This is a genomic window from Neisseria sicca, assembly GCF_003044565.1.
GTDB lineage: Bacteria > Pseudomonadota > Gammaproteobacteria > Burkholderiales > Neisseriaceae > Neisseria > Neisseria sicca_A.
Genome location: NZ_POXG01000003.1, coordinates 15,454 through 36,161 on the forward strand (window position 1 = coordinate 15,454; position 20,708 = coordinate 36,161).

General features: G+C 51.7%; 18 protein-coding genes and 1 tRNA gene. 8 read left to right on the plus strand and 11 right to left on the minus strand.

Annotation, left to right across the window (positions count from 1 at the left end; all coding sequences use genetic code 11):
* Positions 1 to 139 precede the first annotated feature (139 nt).
* Positions 140 to 1,180 carry a zinc-dependent alcohol dehydrogenase family protein gene (locus tag DBZ16_RS07165; protein ID WP_107813493.1) on the plus strand — a complete coding sequence of 347 codons (1,041 nt, stop codon included), beginning with the start codon at positions 140 to 142 and terminating at the stop codon, positions 1,178 to 1,180.
* A gap of 164 nt (positions 1,181 to 1,344) precedes the next feature.
* Here the strand turns inward: DBZ16_RS07165 and DBZ16_RS07170 are convergent, their stop codons facing one another.
* From DBZ16_RS07170 to DBZ16_RS07205, 7 genes are all read right to left on the minus strand, one after another.
* Positions 1,345 to 2,406 (minus strand): DNA polymerase beta superfamily protein, encoded by a 1,062-nt coding sequence (locus DBZ16_RS07170; protein WP_107813747.1) that lies wholly within the window; start codon positions 2,404 to 2,406, stop codon positions 1,345 to 1,347.
* Positions 2,407 to 2,605: 199 nt separating this feature from the next.
* Positions 2,606 to 3,052: a hypothetical protein gene (locus tag DBZ16_RS07175; protein ID WP_107813494.1), complete on the minus strand. Its 447-nt coding sequence runs from the start codon at positions 3,050 to 3,052 to the stop codon at positions 2,606 to 2,608.
* Positions 3,053 to 3,104: 52 nt separating this feature from the next.
* Positions 3,105 to 3,863, minus strand: a complete 759-nt coding sequence (locus DBZ16_RS07180; protein ID WP_107813495.1) for a nucleotidyltransferase domain-containing protein — start codon at positions 3,861 to 3,863, stop codon at positions 3,105 to 3,107.
* 91 nt (positions 3,864 to 3,954) lie between these two features.
* Positions 3,955 to 5,247 (minus strand): histidinol dehydrogenase, encoded by a 1,293-nt coding sequence (gene hisD / locus DBZ16_RS07185; RefSeq protein ID WP_107813496.1) that lies wholly within the window; start codon positions 5,245 to 5,247, stop codon positions 3,955 to 3,957.
* Positions 5,244 to 6,140, minus strand: a complete 897-nt coding sequence (locus DBZ16_RS07190; RefSeq protein ID WP_107813497.1) for an endonuclease — start codon at positions 6,138 to 6,140, stop codon at positions 5,244 to 5,246. Before DBZ16_RS07190 ends, hisD begins: the two co-directional genes overlap by 4 nt.
* 103 nt (positions 6,141 to 6,243) lie before the next feature.
* Complete coding sequence (gene hisG, locus DBZ16_RS07195; RefSeq protein ID WP_016688026.1) at positions 6,244 to 6,897, minus strand: ATP phosphoribosyltransferase; 654 nt, start codon at positions 6,895 to 6,897, stop codon at positions 6,244 to 6,246.
* 281 nt (positions 6,898 to 7,178) lie between these two features.
* Positions 7,179 to 7,892 (minus strand): SCO family protein, encoded by a 714-nt coding sequence (locus DBZ16_RS07205; protein WP_205836782.1) that lies wholly within the window; start codon positions 7,890 to 7,892, stop codon positions 7,179 to 7,181.
* 289 nt (positions 7,893 to 8,181) lie between these two features.
* Here DBZ16_RS07205 and DBZ16_RS07215 point away from each other — a divergent pair.
* Positions 8,182 to 8,266, plus strand: a tRNA-Leu gene (locus tag DBZ16_RS07215).
* A 267-nt stretch (positions 8,267 to 8,533) separates the two neighbouring features.
* Positions 8,534 to 9,562, plus strand: a complete 1,029-nt coding sequence (locus DBZ16_RS07220) for a T6SS immunity protein Tli4 family protein (RefSeq protein ID WP_107813498.1) — start codon at positions 8,534 to 8,536, stop codon at positions 9,560 to 9,562.
* Positions 9,563 to 9,620: 58 nt separating this feature from the next.
* Here the strand turns inward: DBZ16_RS07220 and DBZ16_RS07225 are convergent, their stop codons facing one another.
* Entirely contained in the window at positions 9,621 to 11,192 is a 1,572-nt protein-coding gene (locus tag DBZ16_RS07225) for a polyamine aminopropyltransferase (protein ID WP_276308306.1), read from the minus strand.
* A 70-nt stretch (positions 11,193 to 11,262) separates the two neighbouring features.
* Between DBZ16_RS07225 and DBZ16_RS07230 the strand changes: the two genes are divergently transcribed.
* Positions 11,263 to 11,661, plus strand: coding sequence for a DUF350 domain-containing protein (locus DBZ16_RS07230; RefSeq protein WP_003765161.1), 399 nt, complete (start codon positions 11,263 to 11,265; stop codon positions 11,659 to 11,661).
* Positions 11,662 to 11,747: 86 nt separating this feature from the next.
* Positions 11,748 to 12,770, plus strand: a complete 1,023-nt coding sequence (locus DBZ16_RS07235) for an SPFH domain-containing protein (RefSeq protein ID WP_107813500.1) — start codon at positions 11,748 to 11,750, stop codon at positions 12,768 to 12,770.
* A gap of 610 nt (positions 12,771 to 13,380) precedes the next feature.
* Here the strand turns inward: DBZ16_RS07235 and lepB are convergent.
* The 3 genes from lepB to DBZ16_RS07250 form a co-directional block, all read right to left on the minus strand.
* The gene (gene lepB, locus DBZ16_RS07240) at positions 13,381 to 14,400 is read right to left on the minus strand and encodes a signal peptidase I (RefSeq protein WP_107813501.1); all 1,020 of its coding nucleotides are present in this window, start codon (positions 14,398 to 14,400) and stop codon (positions 13,381 to 13,383) included.
* Positions 14,400 to 16,193, minus strand: a complete 1,794-nt coding sequence (gene lepA / locus DBZ16_RS07245; protein WP_107813749.1) for a translation elongation factor 4 — start codon at positions 16,191 to 16,193, stop codon at positions 14,400 to 14,402. The genes lepB and lepA overlap by 1 nt, the downstream gene beginning before the upstream one ends.
* A gap of 141 nt (positions 16,194 to 16,334) precedes the next feature.
* Positions 16,335 to 17,036 (minus strand): 5'-methylthioadenosine/adenosylhomocysteine nucleosidase, encoded by a 702-nt coding sequence (locus DBZ16_RS07250; RefSeq protein WP_107813502.1) that lies wholly within the window; start codon positions 17,034 to 17,036, stop codon positions 16,335 to 16,337.
* Positions 17,037 to 17,223: 187 nt separating this feature from the next.
* On the opposite strand from DBZ16_RS07250, the gene DBZ16_RS07255 reads away from it, so the two are divergent.
* From DBZ16_RS07255 to alr, 3 genes are all read left to right on the plus strand, one after another.
* Entirely contained in the window at positions 17,224 to 18,351 is a 1,128-nt protein-coding gene (locus DBZ16_RS07255) for a PilT/PilU family type 4a pilus ATPase (RefSeq protein WP_003742946.1), read from the plus strand.
* A 177-nt stretch (positions 18,352 to 18,528) separates the two neighbouring features.
* A complete protein-coding gene (gloB, locus tag DBZ16_RS07260; protein ID WP_107813503.1) occupies positions 18,529 to 19,278 on the plus strand; it encodes a hydroxyacylglutathione hydrolase in 750 nt (249 codons plus the stop codon).
* A gap of 251 nt (positions 19,279 to 19,529) precedes the next feature.
* Entirely contained in the window at positions 19,530 to 20,588 is a 1,059-nt protein-coding gene (gene alr / locus DBZ16_RS07265; protein ID WP_107813504.1) for an alanine racemase, read from the plus strand.
* Positions 20,589 to 20,708 lie beyond the last annotated feature (120 nt).

Genomic DNA, 20,708 nt, shown 5'->3' on the forward strand with positions numbered 1-20,708 from the left:
TATATTTAAAACAGTATGTTATGGTATAACATTGTGAAAGTAATTCTTATTGACATACAGATTATAGGGGTATATAACTCATATAGAGAGACTTTATTGCAGTATTGAAATCATTTATCAACAAGCAAGGAGTATCAGCATGAAAGCAATGGTTTATCACGGCGCAAACGACATCCGTTTTGAAGAAAAACCCCGTCCGCAGATTATCGATCCGACCGACGCGGTGGTGAAAATCGTCAAAACCACGATTTGCGGTACCGATTTGGGTATTTGGAAAGGCAAAAACCCCGAAGTCGCCGACGGTCGTATTCTCGGTCATGAAGGCATCGGTATTGTAGAAGAAGTCGGCGAGGCTGTAAAAAACGTCAAAGTTGGCGATAAAGTCATTATTTCATGCGTCAGCAAATGCTGCACTTGCGACAACTGCAAAATCCAACTCTATTCACACTGCCGTAACGGCGGCTGGATTTTGGGCTACATGATCGACGGTACACAAGCCGAATACGTCCGCACGCCTTATGCCGACAACAGCCTTGTTCCGCTGCCCGACAACGTCAACGAAGAAGTCGCCCTGCTGTTGAGCGACGCCTTGCCGACCGCACACGAAATTGGCGTGCAATACGGCGATGTCAAACCCGGCGACACCGTCTTCATCGCAGGCGCAGGTCCTGTCGGTATGTCCGCCCTGTTGACCGCCCAACTGTACAGCCCCGCCGCCATCATCGTTTGCGATATGGACGAAAACCGTTTGAAACTGGCGAAAGAATTGGGTGCAACCCATACCATCAGCCCCGCTTCCGGCGACGTCTCCAAACAAGTCTTTGCCATCGTCGGCGAAGACGGCGTGGACTGCGCCATTGAAGCCGTCGGCATCCCCGCCACATGGAATATGTGTCAAGACATCGTCAAACCGGGCGGTCATATCGCCGTCGTCGGCGTACACGGTCAATCCGTTGATTTCAAACTGGAAAAACTCTGGATTAAAAACCTCGCCATCACAACCGGCTTGGTAAACGCCAATACCACCGAAATGCTGATGAAGGCAATTTCCAGCAGCTCAGTGGATTACACCAAAATGCTGACCCACCGTTTCAAATTCAGCGAATTGGAAAAAGCCTACGACGTGTTCAAACACGCCGCCGAAAACCAAGCCATGAAAGTGGTTTTGGAAGCGGATTGATTTGAAGCGGATTATTGAGTTTTGAAAAGATAGAGGTCGTCTGAAAACAGGTTTTCAGACGACCTTTTGTTTATGGGGCTGACGTTTAGTCGAAATGCAGCGATTTTTTAAAGTCCATTCACGATAAACCTCGCCGTTCCCATTTTCAGACGACCTTTCGCCATCTAGCCGTAAATGCTTTCCCTGACTGAAACCAAAGCCGCCAACGCTGAAGTAGCATTTACTGTTTCAGGCAGGTCGGAAGCGTCAAACGCCGTTTCTACCTCCGCCATCAGCCGTTCTGCTTTTTCTAGCAGGTCTTCGTAGGAGGATTCGCCGCGTTTGATGGCGAGCAGTTCGTCGCGGTTGGGACGGCGTGGGCGGATTTCGCCGTGGCGGGCGATGTCGAGGGCGGTTTCAAGCAGGCGGAAGGTGTGCATCATGTTTTTAGCGTCGTAGCCCTGTCCGTGTGCCTGCGTGCCTTGGTAGCGCGATTCGTTGCGTTCCGCCAACCATTGCTGATAGGACGCGTATTCACGGCAGTAGCTGCTGTATCCGTCTTGGTTGAAGGAGAGGTAGGCAAGCGGGGTTTCGCCTTCGGGAACGGAGCTGAGGGAGAGATTGGTGGCTTCGGGTTTGAGCGCGACGCCGTGGTAGCTGCGCGTGCCGTCGGGGTCGTAAAACAGGGCGTAGAGTTCGCGGGCGTGGGCGATTTTGACCAAACCGACGCGCCGCTGTTCCATTCCGCGTTGCGAAAGCCAGTGTCGCAGCGGCACGGTTTGCGCGTCTTTTACGATGTGGCAGAAATCAAGCACGCTTTTCTTTTCAGACGACATCGGATTGCTGATTTTCTTGTTCAGCCCGCGTGCTTTTTTGATTTGCCCGTAGGCGTATCCGGCGAAACTCTGACGGCAGGCTTTGGACATAAACCATTCGGTTTTGAAGGTATCTATGAGCGGCGAACGGTAGCGCACGCAGTCGGGCGGCGAGGCGAGCAGCTCCAGCGTGTTCGGATTGCTTTGCAGCAAAAGCTCGATAAACCGCCCCAGTTCGTAATAAACGATGTCGTTGGTTTCGTTGCTGATTTGCGGGATGTATTCCATGCCGTAAAACATGGATTTGGGCAGGTAAAACACGCCTTTGATGTCGGTATCGGATTCGGGTGTCGCCAAACCGTAGGCGCGGCTGCCGGAAACGGCTTCTAACAGAAGCAGGTTTTGTGTGTGCAAGTCTTCGATGGTGAGCATTTTCAGACGACCTTTTGTGAGGTGGTTGGGTATTAAAAAAGCAGTCTGCACTTTCAGGCAGCCATTGGTGTGTGCTGGATCTGGGAATCCGACTTGCGGTTTTTCAGACGACCCGAAAAAGGGAAAGGGCTGCCTGAAAACGTCGGATTTGCTGACCATACCTACCCGCTGCCCCTACTTAAATGGTTTCAGCAATTGTTCAATAGGTATCGGGTAGCTCGGGCAAACCTAACACCATATGCAAATTGATGAATGCACCGCGTTTTTTACAAGTCATTTCTTGTCTTTTACCTGCGCGTTCGGCGGACAAGGTGTATTCGGGTTTGCCGATGGTACTGGTTTTGTCGGCTATATAGGATGCATCGCCGTTGCGCAGATGGATTTCGATGATTTCACCGCGTTGGTTGTTGTCCATCAGTGGTCTCAAATAGTTTTGGAAAACTTGGTCTTTGGGCTGCTCGAACACCAATTCAGGACGGGAGAGGTTTTTGCCGAAACGGTAGCGGATTTTGTCGCCTTGCTGCTGGATGCGGACTTGTTTGCCGTTGTTGAATCGGCAATAAAACAAGGTGTCTTTGTCGATGGGTGCGGAAAAGGCAGTACCGGATAGAAATAATGCGGAAATTAGTAATATTTTGATATTCATGGTGTTTTCTCTAAAATAAAAAAGAGGGGGAGATTGCAGGCTGCTTTTTCTTTTACGGATAAACCGCCGCCAAAGTTTCGCGGAACAATTCATTCAGCGGCGCGCTGTCGGCAGCTTGGGCGGCATGTGCGGATAATTCGGAAACTTCGTTATATAAATCAACGGTCAATCGCTGCAATTCGGGCGGCAGCGTATGTAGGTAACTTTCATCCTGTTCCGCTTTGATGGCCACTAAATCAGCGATTTGGGCGGCGCAGTCCGTTTGCCATTCGCTCATCAGCTCAACCAGCGTCATCGGCGGGATGCCGCCTTGTTTCACTGCCCACCGTGCTGCGAGCAGCGGACGCAGGATGTAAAACCATTTTTTCAGTTTGACAGGGTGCGCCAAATCCATGTTTCTCAAAGCGTTGCCCGCGATGCCGCGATAATGGTGCAGCAGTGCGGCGGCTTGGACGTATTGCGGCGCAAGCGCGTTCAGACGACCTGTGAAATCATCGTCCTGCGTATAAACAATCGGCGAACGCAGCCATTCGAGCAGCGTGGCATTGCTTTTCCGCAGCAAACGCAACGCCTTGCGGATGTCCCAGCCGCCAACGTCAAACCATTGGTTTTCGATAAATTCAAAGGTGTCTTTCGCTTCGTCGATTTGCAGATAATATTCCTGCGGACGGATATAAATGGCGCGCACGTCGTAATCGCTGTCGGGCGAGGCAAAGCCCCATGCGCGGCTGCCGCTCTCTACCGCCAGCAGGAAATGCAGCGGCTCGGTATGGGCGATGTGGGTAAGTTTTTCTTGAATCGTTTGTTTCATGATGTTTCTTTTAATAGAGGTCGTCTGAAAATCCTAAAAAACAGGTTTTCAGACGACCTTTGCTTTTTGATGGATGGCGGGTTCGACCGAATCAGTCTTTCAACCTGAATTCCGCAGAGCGCGCGTGGGCGTTCAGGCTTTCGCCGTGTGCCAATACGCTGGCGATTTTGCCCAGTTTCTGCGCGCCTTGTTCGGAGACTTGGATCAGGCTGGAGCGTTTTTGGAAGTCGTAAGTGCCCAGCGGCGAGGAGAAGCGGGCGGTGCGGCTGGTGGGCAGGACGTGGTTGGGACCGGCACAGTAGTCGCCGAGGCTTTCGCTGGTGTAGCGTCCCATGAAAATCGCGCCGGCGTGGCGGATTTTTTTCGCCCATTCCTGCGGGTTTTCTATCGACAATTCCAAGTGTTCGGGGGAAATGTAGTTGGCGATTGTACAGGCTTCGTCCAAGTCTTTGACGAGTATCATCGCGCCCCTGTTGCCGAGTGAGGCTTCGATGATGTCGCGGCGGGGCATGGCTTCGATGAGGCGGGTCATGGCGGCTTGGACTTCGTCGAGATAGGGCTGCGACGTGCCGATAAGGATGGCTTGGGCGATTTCGTCGTGTTCGGCTTGGCTGAACAAATCCATCGCCACCCAGTCGGCGGGCGTGCTGCCGTCGGCGATGACGAGGATTTCAGACGGCCCCGCCACCATGTCGATGCCGACTACGCCGAATACGCGGCGTTTGGCGGCGGCGACGAAGGCGTTGCCCGGGCCGGTGATTTTATCGACCTGCGGTACGGACTCGGTGCCGTAGGCGAGGGCGGCAACCGCCTGCGCGCCGCCGACGGTGAAGACTTTGGTGACACCCGCGACGAAGGCAGCGGCAAGTACGATGTCGTTGCGTTCGCCTTTGGGCGTGGGGACGACCATGATGATTTCTTTCACGCCTGCGACGTGGGCGGGCATGGCGTTCATAATGACGGAACTCGGATACGCCGCTTTGCCGCCGGGAACGTAAATGCCGACGCGGTCAAGCGGTGTAATTTGTTGTCCCAACAGCGTGCCGTCTTCGTCTTCGTACGCCCACGATTCCATTTTTTGGCGTTGGTGGTAGCTTTCAACGCGTGCGGCGGCGGTTTTCAAGGCGGTTTGAATTTCGGGCTGCAACCGCTCAAACGCTGCCTGCAAATCCTCTTGGGTGAGGATAAGGTCGGCTATGGTTTGGGCGGACGTGCCGTCGAAGCGGTTGGTGTATTCGATGAGTGCCGCATCGCCGCGTTTTTGCACGTCGGCGCAGATGTCGGCGACGATGCGGTCGATTTCGGGATTCTGCGCGGTCTCAAAGGCCAGCAGGGCTTTGAGTTCGGCTTGGAAATCAGGCGATTGGGTATTGAGTTTTTTCATGACTTGGTTTTCTCCTTTTTTATTTTTGGACTGGGGGTCGTCTGAATATCCTCTTGTTCAGTCTCTGTCTCTGTTTTAGGTCTGATATACGCTTTTTCGCCCGCACCGCCGAACTTCAATTCGGGCAGGCATTTTTGGTGCAGACCGAGTTTGGACAGCACTTTTTTGCTGGACGAGGCGGTATGGAAACGGTAACGGGTTTGTGTTCTGCCGTTTTTGGTTTCTTCAGCCATCGTTTCAAAGCCGTCCACTTCATACGCGCTGACCACGGCGTTTTGTAAATCCGCGTGAACGCCGATAACGTATTTCACTTTGGAGGCGGCATCTTTGCCGACAATCCAGTTGCCTAGCGTGCGCGATTTGAGGTTGGCATCGTCTTGGTTGTCGAAGAGGTAGTCCGCTTCTTCGTCGGTATCCAAGTCCAAAGCGTCTTGGATTTTTACGGCGAGAACGAGTCCGTCGGGGTTGAATTCGTCGAGCGGGCAGGGCGTGAATTTGAAGCGTTCGTCGAGTTCTTCCGCGCTGATGCCGCCTGCGCCGCATCCGGCAGATTTGTTTTTGAACTTTTTATCGACAACGGATTTGACGAAATGAATCAGGGCAGTTTCGGCGGCTTGCGCTTCGGCTTCGGTCAAATGGTAGCTGATGATATGGCGGCCGATTTTCTTGCATTTGGCGATGGCTTTGCGTTCTGGTACGTCAATATCGCCGAATTCGCCGTCTTGTGAACGGGCGGCTTGTTCATGCTCGAAGATGCGGTTGTCGCAGCCTTTGCCGATGTAGAGGATTTTGTCTTTTTTCAGGTCGGTCAGACAATAGACGTAAAACCGACGCTCGCCGTTATTCAAAACGGAAAGGGTTGAATCTGAAAATTTTTTTATTTTTGCAACCATTTTAACTTCTCCTATACAGTTTACTGCCGTTGAAATTTTCAGACGACCTGTCGGCGGGAACGGATGGGGTCGTCTGAAAACGCATCTTCATTCAAAGGAACATTCACCCCGCCTTCACTGCGCTGCCGAACGCTTGAATAATCGGCTCCAGCAGCGCGTGTTTCGTTTTCAATGCGGCTTTGTTGACCACCAGACGGCTGGAAATATCGACAACGTGTTCGACCGCTTCCAAACCGTTTGCCTTAAGCGTGTTGCCGGTGGAGACCAAATCGACGATGGCGTCGCTCAAGCCGACCAGCGGCGCAAGCTCCATCGAGCCGTAGAGTTTGATGATGTCAACGTGTACGCCTTTGCCGGCAAAATGCTCGGCGGCGATGTTGGGATATTTCGTCGCGATGCGCAGGCGGCTTCCGGGCTGCGAGGCGGCGGCGTAGTCGAACCCTTTGCGGACGGCAACCATCATGCGGCATTCGGCGATGTGCAAATCCAGCGGCTGATAAAGCCCGCTGCCGCCGTGTTCGATTAAAACGTCTTTGCCCGCAATGCCGAAGTCTGCCGCACCGTATTGGACGTAAGTCGGCACGTCGGTGGCGCGGACGATGACGAGGCGGATGTTTTCATGGTTGGTGCCGATAATCAGCTTGCGCGATTTCTCGGGCGCTTCGGCAGGAACAATGCCTGCTGCCGCCAAAAGCGGCAGCGTTTCTTCAAAGATGCGTCCTTTGGACAGGGCGATGGTCAGTGTGTTTTCAGTCATTGTTGTTGTGTGCCGTCAGACTTTAAACCCGTACCAAGCAGGCAGCCTGACTTTCTCCGTTGTATAGTGGATTAACTTTAAACCAGTACGGCGTTGCCTCGCCTTAGCTCAAAGAGAACGATTCTCTAAAGGTGCTGAAGCACCAAGTGAATCGGTTCCGTACTATCTGTACTGTCTGCGGCTTCGTCGCCTTGTCCTGATTTAGTTAATCCACTATATGTTTCAGATGGGAAAAAGGTCGTCTGAAAACCGCGACCGGCATTCAGACGACCCCATGCGGATCAAAGCAGTTTTTTGATGTCGGCGGCAATGGTTGCCGGTTCGCTGCCGTAAGGCGAGAAAATCGCCACTTCGCCGTTTTTGTCTATCAGATACGCGCCGGAAGAGTGGTCAACCAGATAGTTCTCGCTGTCTTCCTTCTGAACCACTTTGGAGGAAACCACGCGGTATTGCTGTTTGATGACCGGCAGGCTTTGGTCGCCTGTCGCAGTCAGACCGATAAATTCAGGATTGAACTGCTTGACGTATTTGCTGATGACTTCAGGCGTGTCGCGCTCGGGGTCGATGCTGACGAACACTACTTTCACATCTTTCGCCTGATCGCCCAATTGTTTCAATGTGTCGCTGTAAGTCAGCAATTCGGTCGGGCAAACGTCGGGGCAGTGTGTATAGCCGAAGGACAGGATCACGACTTTGCCTTTCAGGTCGCTTAAGCTGAACGGCTTGCCGTCGCCGTCGGTCAGCGTGAAATCGCCGCCGATGTCCTCTTTACGCATATCTGTTCCCGGACCTTGCGGTTTGGGAGCGGCAGCAGCGTTAAGCGAGGTCGTTTCAGGAGAAGAAGCAGGCGTTGCAGCTGGGGCGGATGCTGTTGAAGAGGCGGCTGAAGCAGTCGCGGGATTTTGTTCCGGCGCTTTGGCTTCAGGTTTGCAGGCAGCAAGTGCGGTAAGGGCGAATGCGCCCAAAATGGCGGTACGGATTGCAGTAGGCATCATAAAAATTCTCCAATGCAAATATGGTGTGTGAACGTCGTCTGAAAATAAAAAATGAAACGAACGCCGTCATCTTAGCGCGTTTGCAACATTTAATATAGCGGTTTATGCCGTTTTTCGGCTGAAAATGAATGATGTTTGATATAAGTGGAAAGAGTAGGGTGCGTCGGGAACAAAATAAAATGAATTTAATATTTTTAAAAATCAAAAATATAAGCAATATATCTGCAAACAAGGCAAGATTTTTCTTTACAAGCCCGAATACGCCGCTATAATAGCGACTTCTTCACCAGCCCAGGTGGCGAAATTGGTAGACGCAGGGGACTCAAAATCCCCCGCCGCAAGGTGTGTCGGTTCGAGTCCGACCCTGGGCACCACAAAAAACCGCTTATCAGCGGTTATTTTTTTGCCTATCGAATGCTCATATTAGGAACCAACATTTTGATCAATCAGGATTTTTGTTGGTTTTGCCATGTTCTCGATATTGGATCAAACCAAACACGCGGTTCAGCGAAAGTCGGATTCATTTACCTCTTATTCCTCCGTTTATGTTGAATAAATACCGCCAAGCCCGTTTTATGACAAAGGTCGTCTGAATCAAACTATACTTTCAGACGACCTCTATTCAATCACGGAGCTTATTTATGTCTATCCGTCTGACTACGCTGTCGCTTATTCTCGCAGCCACAGCCTGCACGCCCACCGTTTCCCCATCGGCAGAAACCTCGCCGACCGTTACCAAAATCGCCATCGACACTGCCTACTGGACCGAACGACCCTATTGCAGTGGCCGCTATCAATTGCACCTGCCGTCCAAACGCCGTCATGGCAGTACGCACCTTGATTACAACGGCTGGAGCGTGATGGTTATGTTTAATGATTGGAATAGAAACGTTAGGAATATCAATGAGTTTAAGCAAAGGGGTAGAGCAGGAACAAAAATTGTTGTTGATACCCATACTCTGATTCCGGATCGGGCAATGATGCAGGTAACACGTAGGGATTTTGAATGGGAGCATATTATCAGGGATCGTGGTATGCCCTACGAAGCCGATTTATATTTCAAGCTGGATAATGATGACGCTTATATCGTACGCAGCTATTTCCGCATTCCTTCTGATCATGGCAAAGCCCCTGCCAACTGGAAAGCCCAAGAGAAAGAAGCGATAAACACCATGGAGAAAAAATTCCGCCAAGAAATCCTCAGCGGCTTGAAAACCAGGCAGGAATTTGAAGTACCAAATAAACACGGCATCTGCCTGATAGGCGGTTTCATTGCGGACGACGGCAAAAAACCGTTTGAAGTTCATAGCACTGTCGAATTTGACAAACAACGCGATATGAGTTTGGAAATCATACACGGCGACGTGCTGGAGACAGGTGCGCCAACGCTGATAGACCGTAAAGTAAATCTTGGGAAAGGCGCAATGGTTAAAGCCTTAACCCGCACCATCCGCCAAGGCAAACGCGACATCAACGGTATGTCGGGCGAGGAAAAACTGGTGAAATGGGACGGCAACAAATATATGTTCTTTTGGGAACGCGACGGCGGCGACCCGCGCATCATGATGCAGTTCGGCACTGAGAAAAAAGACGGGACGAAGCGCAGCGAAGCCGAAGTGCTGGCGATTTGGGATACGGTTTTGCCGACTCTGAAACCGGTGAGGCAATAGCAGCAATAGACAAAGGTCGTCTGAAAATTTTCAGACGACCTTTGTTTTGGGAAAAAGCTCAACGGGTTACGTTGCGCCAGTCGCTTTCGAAATAGCTGACGAGGATTTGGTTGTTCAGATAGTTCGGCTCAACCTTGCGCCTTGCCATGTCGGGCGGGAAGCGGAACATTTCGGCAGCGGTTTGGGCGTTTAGATAACGTGTGGGAACGTCGAATTTCTGCGGAACGGGGAATTGCTTATCGAAGCCTGCCAATACAAATCCCCATTCGCCGAAGGAGGGGACGTAAACATGATAAGGCGCGGTGGAAAGGCCGGCGGCTTCGAGGGTGGCGACGACCGACCAGTAGGCGTTGGGGGCGAAGTAGGGCGAGGTGGACTGGACGACAATTTTACCCTGCGGCTGAAGATGGCGGGCGACGAGGCGGTACATGGGGACGGAGTAGAGTTTGCCCAGCGAGAAATTGGACGGGTCGGGCAGGTCGATGATGATGACGTCGAATTTTTCAGACGACCCCTCCAGCCATTTGGCGGCATCGTCGTTGACGACGTGCATTTTGGGGTGGGACAGCGAGCCTTGGTTGAGCGCGCTTAAGGCGGCGGAGGTTTTAAAAGTGGCGGTCATGTCAGGGTCTAAATCGACCAAGGTAACGTGTTTGACCTGCGGGTATTTCAAGACTTCGCGCGCTGCCAGACCGTCGCCGCCGCCGAGGATGAGGATGCGGGAGGCGTTGGAAACCATCTGCATGGCGGGCAGGACGAGGGCTTCGTGGTAACGGGCTTCGTCGCGCGAGGAGAATTGCAGGTTGCCGTTGATGTAGAGGCGGGTGTCGTCTTTCCAGCGGGTAACGACGAGCCGCTGGTAGGGCGAGTGGCTTTGATAGACGACAGGGTCGCCGAAATAGCTTTGTTCGGCTTTGAAGGAAATGCGGTCGGCGTAGGCGAAGGCGGCGGCGAGGACGGACAAGACAATCAGCGCGCGCAGGCGGATGGCGCGGTAGCGGGGCAGTTCGGCTTTGAAGACGCGTGCGGTCAGGTAGGCAACGGCGGCGTTGAGGATGCCGAATAAGAGGGCTGATCGCGCCATGCCGAGTTTGGGGGCAAGGAGAAGCGGGAAGAGCAAGGAAACGGCGAGTGCGCCCAAATAGTCGAAAGTCAGGACTTTGGAAACGAGTTCTTTAAACTCCGCGCCTTTGCGGTTTAACACGCGCATCACCAACGGGATTTCCATGCCGACGACTGCGCCGACAATCAGTACGAAGGCGTAGAGCAGGGTGCGGAACGGGGCGGCGGAAAGACCGAAGGCGACGAATAATGCCAGCGCGGAAATGCCGCCGATGATGCCGACCAAAAGTTCGATTTCGATAAAGCGGTGCAGCACGTCTTCGTCTTTGATGTAGCGGGTCAGGTGTGCGCCTATGCCCATCGAGAAAAGATAAAGTCCGATGACGGAAGAAAACTGCAAAATGCTGTCGCCCAAAAGATAGCTCGCCAGCGCGGCGATGATGAGTTCGTAGGCGAGGCCGCAACTGGCGACGATAAAGACGGAGATGATGAGGGTGCGGTTGGCGGTCATGGTATTGGGGAGTGGGTTTGAGGCCGTCTGAAAAAATGCTTGCCGCCGATACTGCAAGCTCTTGAATTTCAAGCGGTGCGCAAATTATGGCATAATCCATTATATCAAATCCTAAGGACTTCATATCGTGAGTATTTCTCTGCCTCAATACCTGCTTTACCTGCAATATATGCTTGCGGGCGTGGCAATGACTGCCGTTTTCGGCGCGGTGTATCTGCGGATTACGCCTGCGGAAGAATTGCGGCTGATTAAAAACGGCAACCTTGCCTGCGCCTTGTCGTTCGGCGGCGCGCTGGTTGGATTTTGTTTGACGCTCGCATCCAGCATTGCCCACAGCGTCAGTTTCGTTGATTTTATCCTGTGGGGTCTCGCGGCGGCGGTGATTCAGATTTTGGTGTATTTTGCCGCCACGATGATGATTAAAGGCGCAACGGAAGAACTCATTGGCAACAACGTCGCCGTCGGCGCGCTGTTTGGCGCGGTGTCCGTGTCCATCGGCATCTTGAATGCCGCTTGTTTGACCTGATTTATATAACCGGTTTACAAAATATACGGCTGGTCGCATTTCCGCTCCGCTCCGTGTTATCCCATTCTTCAAAATAAGGAACCGCAATGTTCAACTTTATCAAGAAACAGTTTATCGACGTCATCCAATGGCCGAATCCCGACGACAGCCTGCTGATGTGGCGTTTCCCGATTGCCGATGAGGAAATCCAAAACGGTGCGAGCCTGACCGTGCGCGAGGCGCAGATGGCGATGTTTGTCGATGAAGGCGTAACCGCCGACGTGTTCGGACCAGGACGTTACACGCTCAACACGCAAACGCTGCCGCTGCTGACCAACCTGAAAAACTGGGACAAACTCTTTGAATCCCCGTTTAAATCCGACGTTTACTTTTTTAATACCAAACAACAGCTTGCGCGGAAATGGGGTACGTCGCAACCCGTTACCGTACGCGATGCAGAGTTCGGCGCGGTGCAGTTGCGCTCGTTCGGTATGTACGCCTACCGCATCAGCGATCCGGCAAAATTCTTCAAAGAAGTCAGTGGTGTGGCGGCAGAATACAGCGGTGTCGAGTTGGAAACCCAGTTGCGCAATATCGCCGTCACTCAACTCGCGGCGGCGTTCGGTAGCTCCGGCATTCCGTTTCTGGATATGGCGGCAAACCAAGTTTTGCTGTCACAGAAAATCGGCGAACTGCTCGGCGCAGAATTTGCCAAACTCGGCTTGACGCTGGAAAACTTCACAGTCGAAAGCATCACTCTGCCTGCCGCCATCCAAGAAGCCTTGGATAAGAAAATTTCCATGGGCGTCATCGGCGACTTGGGACGTTACACCCAATACCAAACCGCCGAATCCATCCCGCTCGCCGCGCAAAACGAAGGCGGACTTGCCGGAATTGGCGCAGGCTTGGGCGTGGGCGCAGGTGTCGGTCAGGCAATGGCTGGCGCGATGGCGGGCATGATGCAGCCCGCAGCTCAACCGGCAGCCCAACCTGCGCAAAGCGTTCAGACGACCTCCGAAGACCCACAGGCAAAATTGGCGAAACTCAAATCTTTGCTGGACGGCGGTTTGATTGCTCAAGACGATTACGATAAAGCCAAAGCGGAAGTGTTGAAGCAGTTGATCGGCTGATGAAAGAGGTCGTCTGAAAACACGGAATGCGCCAAAATATTGGACGCTCATAAAAGCCTGTTTGGACGGGTTGATAAAAAGCTGAGTTCTGTATATCACAGGACTCAGCTTTTTTATGGGTTAAGTTTGAAAGGGGCGGTGTATTTTGTTTGTATAGTGGATTAAATTTAAATCAGGACAAGGCGACGAAGCCGCAGACAGTACAGATAGTACGGCAAGGCGAGGCAACGACGTACTAGTTTAAATTTAATCCACTATATTTAAAGATAACCAGTTCTCTAAGGTAGTGGATCATTTGCGTATCATCTGAGACCTTTGCAATAACATAGGTTACTAAAATTTTATGCTCAATCTCATTTTCAAAATGCAAAACCTTTCTGATTTTTCCTACTTTTTGCTCAATATTAGGAAGGTTTTAGTCAATTGAAATTTTTTGGCGCATTTTTATGCGTCAAATTTTGTTAATAGACTATTTTTGCAAAGGTCTCCATCTATATGTTTAGACGATTCGTCGCCTTGTTCTGATTTGAGCTTTGTTTAGAGCAAAAAAAGGTCGTCTGAAAATCAGTTTTCAGACGACCTTGTGTTTTATCGAAATGAAACGGGCAACTTAGTGGATGCTGCTGCCGATGCGGCTGTAATCGCCGAAGTTCATCCACACGAAGAAGGCTTTCCCGACGATAAGTTTGTCGTCCACAAAACCCCAGTAGCGGGAGTCGGCGCTGTTGTCGCGGTTGTCGCCCATGGCGAAGTAACGGCCTTCGGGCACTTTGCAGGTAAAGCCGCTGCCGTCTTCGGCGTATTGGCAGTGTTCCAAACCGCTTTGTTCGACGGAATAACCGTTTTCAGGCATGATTTTCATGCGGTAGTTGTCGAGCGAAGGAATGAAGACGGAGGGTTGTCCGGGTTCTTTCAGGATGTTGAAGGTTTTGCCGTTGAGGGTCGTCTGAAAAAGTTCGGGGTTGTGAATCGCGGACGGCTCGGTATCATCAGGGTAGGAGTAGGTGCCGTTCGGTTGGTCGGGGGCTACTTGTCCGTTGACGGTCAGGACTTTGTCGCGGTATTCGACGGTATCGCCTGGCAGTCCGACGATGCGCTTGATGTAGTTCATTTCAGGCTGGACGGGGTAATTGAACACGACGACGTCGCCGCGCTCGATTTGTCCGGTCGGAATCAGGACGTTGTTGATAATCGGGGTTCTGATGCCGTAGGCAAATTTGTTCACGAGGATGAAGTCGCCTTTAACCAAGCCGGGACGCATGGAGCTTGACGGGATTTGGAAAGGCTCGACAATAAAGGTGCGTAGGATGAAGACGACGAGAATGATCGGAAAAAAGCCGCTCATGTAGTCGGTAAAGTGGGCTTTGTCCTGATGCGACGGGTCTTTTTTCAGACGACCTTTGTGGATTACCCAAACGATGCCGGTGAATACGACAAATATCAGCAATACGGCGGTAAAGCTCATGTAAAAAGACAGGATGCCGAAAACGCCGATCATGCACAAAAGATACGCCCATTGCAGGCCGGAGCTCCATTCTCCGTTTTCCTGACGTTCTTTGCTGCTTATGAAATAAAGGAAAATGCCGATAACGATGGCGGCAATCGCGCCGTAGATTAAATTTGTGCTCATTATTTGTCGCTCACTTGCAGAATCGCCAAGAACGCGCTTTGCGGGATTTCCACGTTGCCCACTTGTTTCATGCGGCGTTTGCCTGCTTTTTGTTTTTCGAGAAGTTTTTTCTTACGGGTAATATCGCCGCCGTAACATTTCGCCAAGACGTTTTTACGCAGGGCTTTGACGTTTTCGCGGGCGATAATCTGGCTGCCGATGGCGGCTTGGACGGCGATGTCGAACATTTGGCGCGGAATCAGCTCGCGCATTTTTGTTGCCAGCTCGCGGCCTCGGTGAACCGCGCTTTGACGGTGCACAATCAGGCTTAGGGCATCAACTTTTTCGCCGTTGACCATGATGTCGAGCTTAATCAAATCAGACGGTTGGAATTCTTTGAAATGGTAGTCCAGCGAGGCATAGCCGCGCGAAGTGGATTTGAGTTTGTCGAAAAAGTCCATCACGACTTCGTTCATGGGCAAATCGTAAGTCAGCATGACTTGACGGCCCATGTACTGCATATTGACTTGCACGCCGCGCTTTTGGTTACACAAAGTCATGACGTTGCCGACGTATTCCTGCGGCACGAGGATGGTCGCGGTAATAATCGGCTCGAGAATGGTTTCGATACTACCGATTTCGGGCAGTTTGGACGGATTTTCGACTTCGATTTTCTCGCCGCTTTTCAACACGACTTCGTAAACCACCGTCGGCGCGGTGGTAATCAAATCCATATTGAACTCGCGCTCCAAGCGTTCCTGCACGATTTCCAAGTGCAGCAGACCCAAGAAGCCGCAACGGAAGCCGAAGCCCAATGCTTGAGAAACTTCAGGTTCGAATTTCAGCGAAGCATCGTTAAGCTGCAATTTTTCCAAAGCGTCGCGTAAGGCTTCGTAATCGTGGCTTTCTACGGGGTAGAGGCCTGCGAATACTTGGCTTTGTACCTCTTGGAAACCGGGCAGCGGCTCAGAAGCGGGGTTGGCAACCAAAGTAACCGTATCGCCGACTTTTGCCTGTCCCAATTCTTTCACGCCGGTAATTAAAAAGCCCACTTCGCCGGCTTTGAGTTCTTGTTTTTGAACCGATTTCGGTGTGAATACGCCCAGTTGCTCGACCTGCGTTTCCGCTTTGGTGCTCATAAAGCGCACTTTGTCTTTCAGCTTGATGGTGCCGTTTTTCACACGGATCAACATGACCACGCCGACGTAGTTGTCAAACCACGAATCAACGATAACGGCTTGCAGCGGCGCGTTTTCGTCGCCGGTTGGCGCGGGGATTTTGGCAACGATTTCTTCCAAAACGTCTTCCACGCCGATGCCGCTTTTGGCGGAACATTGCACCGCACCGACGGCATCGATGCCGATGATGTCTTCGATTTCCTGTTCCACGCGCTCGGGGTCGGCGGCGGGCAGGTCGATTTTGTTCAAGACAGGCACGACTTCCACGCCCAAATCAATCGCGGTATAGCAGTTCGCCACGGTTTGCGCTTCCACGCCTTGCGATGCGTCAACGACCAAAAGTGCGCCTTCGCAGGCGGACAAGGAGCGGGAGACTTCGTAAGAGAAGTCGACGTGTCCCGGCGTGTCAATCAGGTTGAGTTGATACACCTGCCCGTCGCGTGCTTTGTAGTTGAGCGCGGCGGTTTGCGCTTTGATGGTGATGCCGCGCTCTTTTTCGATGTCCATGGAATCGAGTACCTGCGTACTCATTTCGCGCAAATCCAAGCCGCCGCAGTATTGGATGAAGCGGTCGGCAAGCGTCGATTTGCCGTGGTCGATGTGGGCAATGATGGAGAAATTTCGGATATTTTTCATATTGTTATTTTGAAAGATAAGCAGTGATTCTGAAAAGGTCGTCTGAAAATCAAATAGACCGTTCAGACGACCTTCAGGTAAAGTGAAATAGCCTGACATTCTAGCGGAAATTTACTGTTTCCGCATGATTTTATGCGTGTTTTACAGCGACGCGACAATCTTTTCCACCATTTTCGCCGAGCTTGCCGCCGCCGTTTTCAAAAACTCTTCAAAGCTGATGTCCGCTTTTTCGTCTGCTGAGTCCGACATGGCGCGGATCACGACGAAAGGCGTGTTCAATTGGTGGCAGGCTTGCGCAATCGCCGCCGCTTCCATTTCCACCGCTTTGACTTCGGGAAAATGGCTGCGGATTTCCGCCACGCCTTCGTTGCTGTGGACAAAGCGGTCGCCGCTGACAATCAAACCTTGCTCTACCGCTGCGCCTTCAAACACTTCCGCCGCCTGTTTCGCTTTGCCGACCAAGAGGTCGTCTGAAACGAATACGGCGGGCAGTTGCGGCACTTGTCCCCAAACATAACCAAACGCCGTTACATCGACATCGTGGTGCGCGATTTCCGTACCGACTACTACGTCGCTGACTTTCAAACCCTTGCCCAAGCCGCCCGCGCTGCCGGTATTGATGACGCAGTCAGGCGCGAATTGATGGATAACCCAAGCTGTTGAAACCGCCGCGTTGACCTTACCGATGCCGCTCAATACCAACACCATGCGCTTGCCCGCCATTTCGCCTTCGTAAGCGGTAAACTTACCGAAAGACACGCTTTTGACATTATCCATTGCTTCACGCAAAAGCTCGATTTCCTGTTCCATCGCGCCGATGACTGCTACTGTTTGTACAGACATTTTTTACCTTTCCATGAAATTGTGGGCGGTATTATAACAGCAGCGGCGGCATTCCATATCCGTATTGAATTCGCCGTATTGCACGCCTATCTTATTATTCGATACGGTAATCATGCTATTTTTATGTATCATAATTTATTTGATATAATCCATTTTAATAAAATAACCACCGAAATTATCAAATATCATGATGACCAATCCTCCCAGCGCAAAAGACGAATTGTTCACTTGGCTGCGCCATATGAACAAATACAAAGGCTCCGACCTCTTTATCACCACCAATTTCCCGCCCGCTATGAAAGTGGATGGAAAAATCACGCCGATTACCGACGAGCCGCTGACCTCCGAAAAATGTATGGAAATCGCTTTTTCGATTATGTCCACCAAACAAATTGAAGAGTTTTCCTCTACCAACGAATGCAACTTTGCCATCAGCCTGCCCGACACCAGCCGCTTCCGTGTCAATGCGATGGTGCAGCGCGGCGCAACGGCGTTGGTGTTCCGCTCCATTACCAGCAAAATCCCTAATTTCGACAGCCTCAATCTGCCGCCCGTTTTGAAAGACGTGGTGATGAAAAAACGCGGCCTTGTGATTTTTGTCGGCGGTACCGGCTCAGGCAAATCGACCTCGCTCGCTGCGATGGTTGACCACCGCAACGAGAATTGCCAAGACCACATTATCACCATCGAAGACCCGATTGAGTTCGTCCATCAACACAAAAAAAGCATCATTACCCAGCGCGAAGTCGGCGTGGATACCGAAAACTGGTTTGCCGCACTGAAAAACACCCTGCGTCAGGCGCCGGATGTCATCCTCATCGGCGAGATTCGCGACCGCGAAACCATGGACTACGCCTTGGCGTTCGCCGAAACAGGCCACCTCTGTCTCGCCACATTGCACGCCAACAACTCCAACCAAGCGCTCGACCGAATCATCAACTTCTTCCCCGAAGAGCGACGCACCCAGCTTTTGACCGACTTGTCGCTCAACCTGCAAGCCTTCATCTCGCAACGCCTGATTCCCCGTGAGGGCGGCAAGGGGCGCGTAGCCGCTGTGGAAATCTTGCTCAATTCGCCGATTATTTCCGAGATGATTCAAAAAGGCGAAATTCACGGCATTAAAGAAATGATGAAAAAATCTACCGCAATGGGCATGCAAACCTTCGACCAAGCGCTCTACGAGCTGTACGAACGCGGCGACATCAGCTTCCAAGACGCCATTAAAAACGCCGACTCCGCCCACGACCTGCGTTTGGACATCCAACTGCGCAGCCGCCGCGCCCAAAACGCCGGCCCGGATTTGGAACTGATTTAAAAGTTGTCGGAAATGAGCAAAGGTCGTCTGAAAATCACTTTTCAGACGACCTTTTTTTATCTGTGCCGATAAAGCATACCAATAAGCTTCAAGCGATTTCTGTTAAACTGTTTTGAAAATACAATGCGGTTTCATTTCAAACCGCATTCCAAATCACTGAACCAAAAAAGAAATCCTATGAAAATTACCCCCGTCAAAGCCTTAAACGACAACTACATCTGGATGATTCAAGCCGGTAACCACGCCGCCTGCGTCGATCCGTCCGATGCTACTCCCGTTTTGATATTCCTCGTCCGTAACCGCCTGATGCTGGCGCAAACGTGGATTACCCATTTGCATCACGACCATATCGGCGGAGTTCAATCCCTCAAAAACGGCTTTATGGAATCGCCTGTGTACGGTGAGACGGATATCGATGTGGCAACGCATACGGTGACGGCAGGTACGCAGTTTCCCTTCGGCGATGGGCTGGTTACCGTGTGGGCGACGCCCGGCCATACCGACCGCCACATCAGCTATCTTTTGGAAAACGCCGAAGGTTTGCACGTTTTCTGCGGCGATACCTTATTCTCCGCCGGCTGCGGCAGGGTGTTTACGGGAACGATAGAAGAGTTGTATGACAGTTTCCAAAGGTTCAATCAGTTGCCCGAAGAAGCGCTGTTTTATCCTGCGCATGAATATACCGCCGCCAATCTGCGTTTTGCCGAATTTATCGAACCGGAAAATCCCGATATTCAAGCGGCTTTGCGCGCGGCGGAAGATACGCCGACCCTGCCCGTTACCCTCGCACATGAACGCAAAATCAATCCGTTTTTGCGGGTCGATTTGCCCCATGTCCGCGAACGGGTTGAAGATTTGGTAGGGAAGCAACTGGACAGCGGTTTGGAAGTATTTGCCGCGCTGCGGGAATTGAAAAACCGGTTTTGAGTTCGGTTCGGCTAGGTTCTAGGAACTCCGTCTAAGCAATACGTTCAAACATCCAATATTTGAAAATTTTTATCTTGATCTGTCGGCTTGATGCTTGTCTGTTAATAAGATAATTGATTGGGTGTGACGCATCGGATATTTAAAAAATGCGTCTTTAAGCCTATAATTATAAGCATTAGCCATATTTTAAGGTCGTCTGAAAACGTGAATATCCATTTTCAGACGACCTTCATTAACAGAAAGAACAAATCATGCGTCCATTAAATGCCCGAATCCGCTTGGACAATCTGCGCCACAATTATCAAACCCTGAAACAGATTCACGGCGGCAAGATGCTTGCCGTCATCAAAGCAGACGCTTACGGACACGGCGCGGTACGGTGCGCCCACGCATTGTCCGACCTTGCCGACGGATTTGCCGTCGCCACTGTGGACGAAGCCGTCGAATTGCGTGAGAGCGGCATTACCAATCCCATCGTATTGCTTGAAGGCGTGTTTGAAGCATCGGAATACGCCGCCGTCGATAAATACAATTTGTGGCCGGGCGTCGCCAGCCAATGGCAACTCGAAGCCTTAATCGCCCATCATTGGCAGAATCCCGTCAAAGTCTGGCTCAAAATGGACTCCGGCATGCACCGCGCCGGCTTCTTTCCGCACAATTACACTTCCGCCTACACAGCGCTGAAGCAATGCAAACACGTCGACGGCATCGTCAAATTCAGCCACTTCGCCTGCGCCGATGAACTCGACAACGGCATGACCGAAATGCAGCTTGAAGCCTTTGATTTGGCGTGTGAAGGCTTGGAAGGCGAAGAAAGCCTCGCTAACTCCGCCGCCATCCTGAACGTGCCCGAAGCGCGCCGCGATTGGGGGCGTGCCGGTCTAGCGCTTTACGGCATTTCTCCGTTCGGCGGCGTGGACAAACGCCTGAAGCCCGTCATGCGCCTGACTTCCCGCGTATTCGGCGAACGCGTTCTGCAACCTCATTCTCCCATCGGCTACGGCGCGACGTTTTACACCAGCAAATCCACCCGCGTCGGCTTGATTGCCTGCGGCTACGCCGATGGTTATCCGCGCCGCGCCTCGACCAACTCGCCCGTTGCCGTCGAAGGCAAACGCAGCCGCATCATCGGCAGGGTGTCTATGGACATGATTACCGTTGAACTCGACGCTTCCAAAGAAGGTTTGGGCGCGGAAGTCGAATTGTGGGGTGACGTTGTTAATATCAACGAAGTCGCCGAAGTTGCCGGTATGATTCCGTATGAAATTTTTTGCAACGTCAAGCGCGCGAAGTTTACATACTCGGAATAAGACCAGATTGTTTTGTTTAAAGGTCGTCTGAAATCATGGTATTTGGTTTCAGACGACCTTTTGGTTTTTAAGGCAGTAAGGCAGGATGTTGGATGTGTTTTGCTCTTAAATGGAAATGCC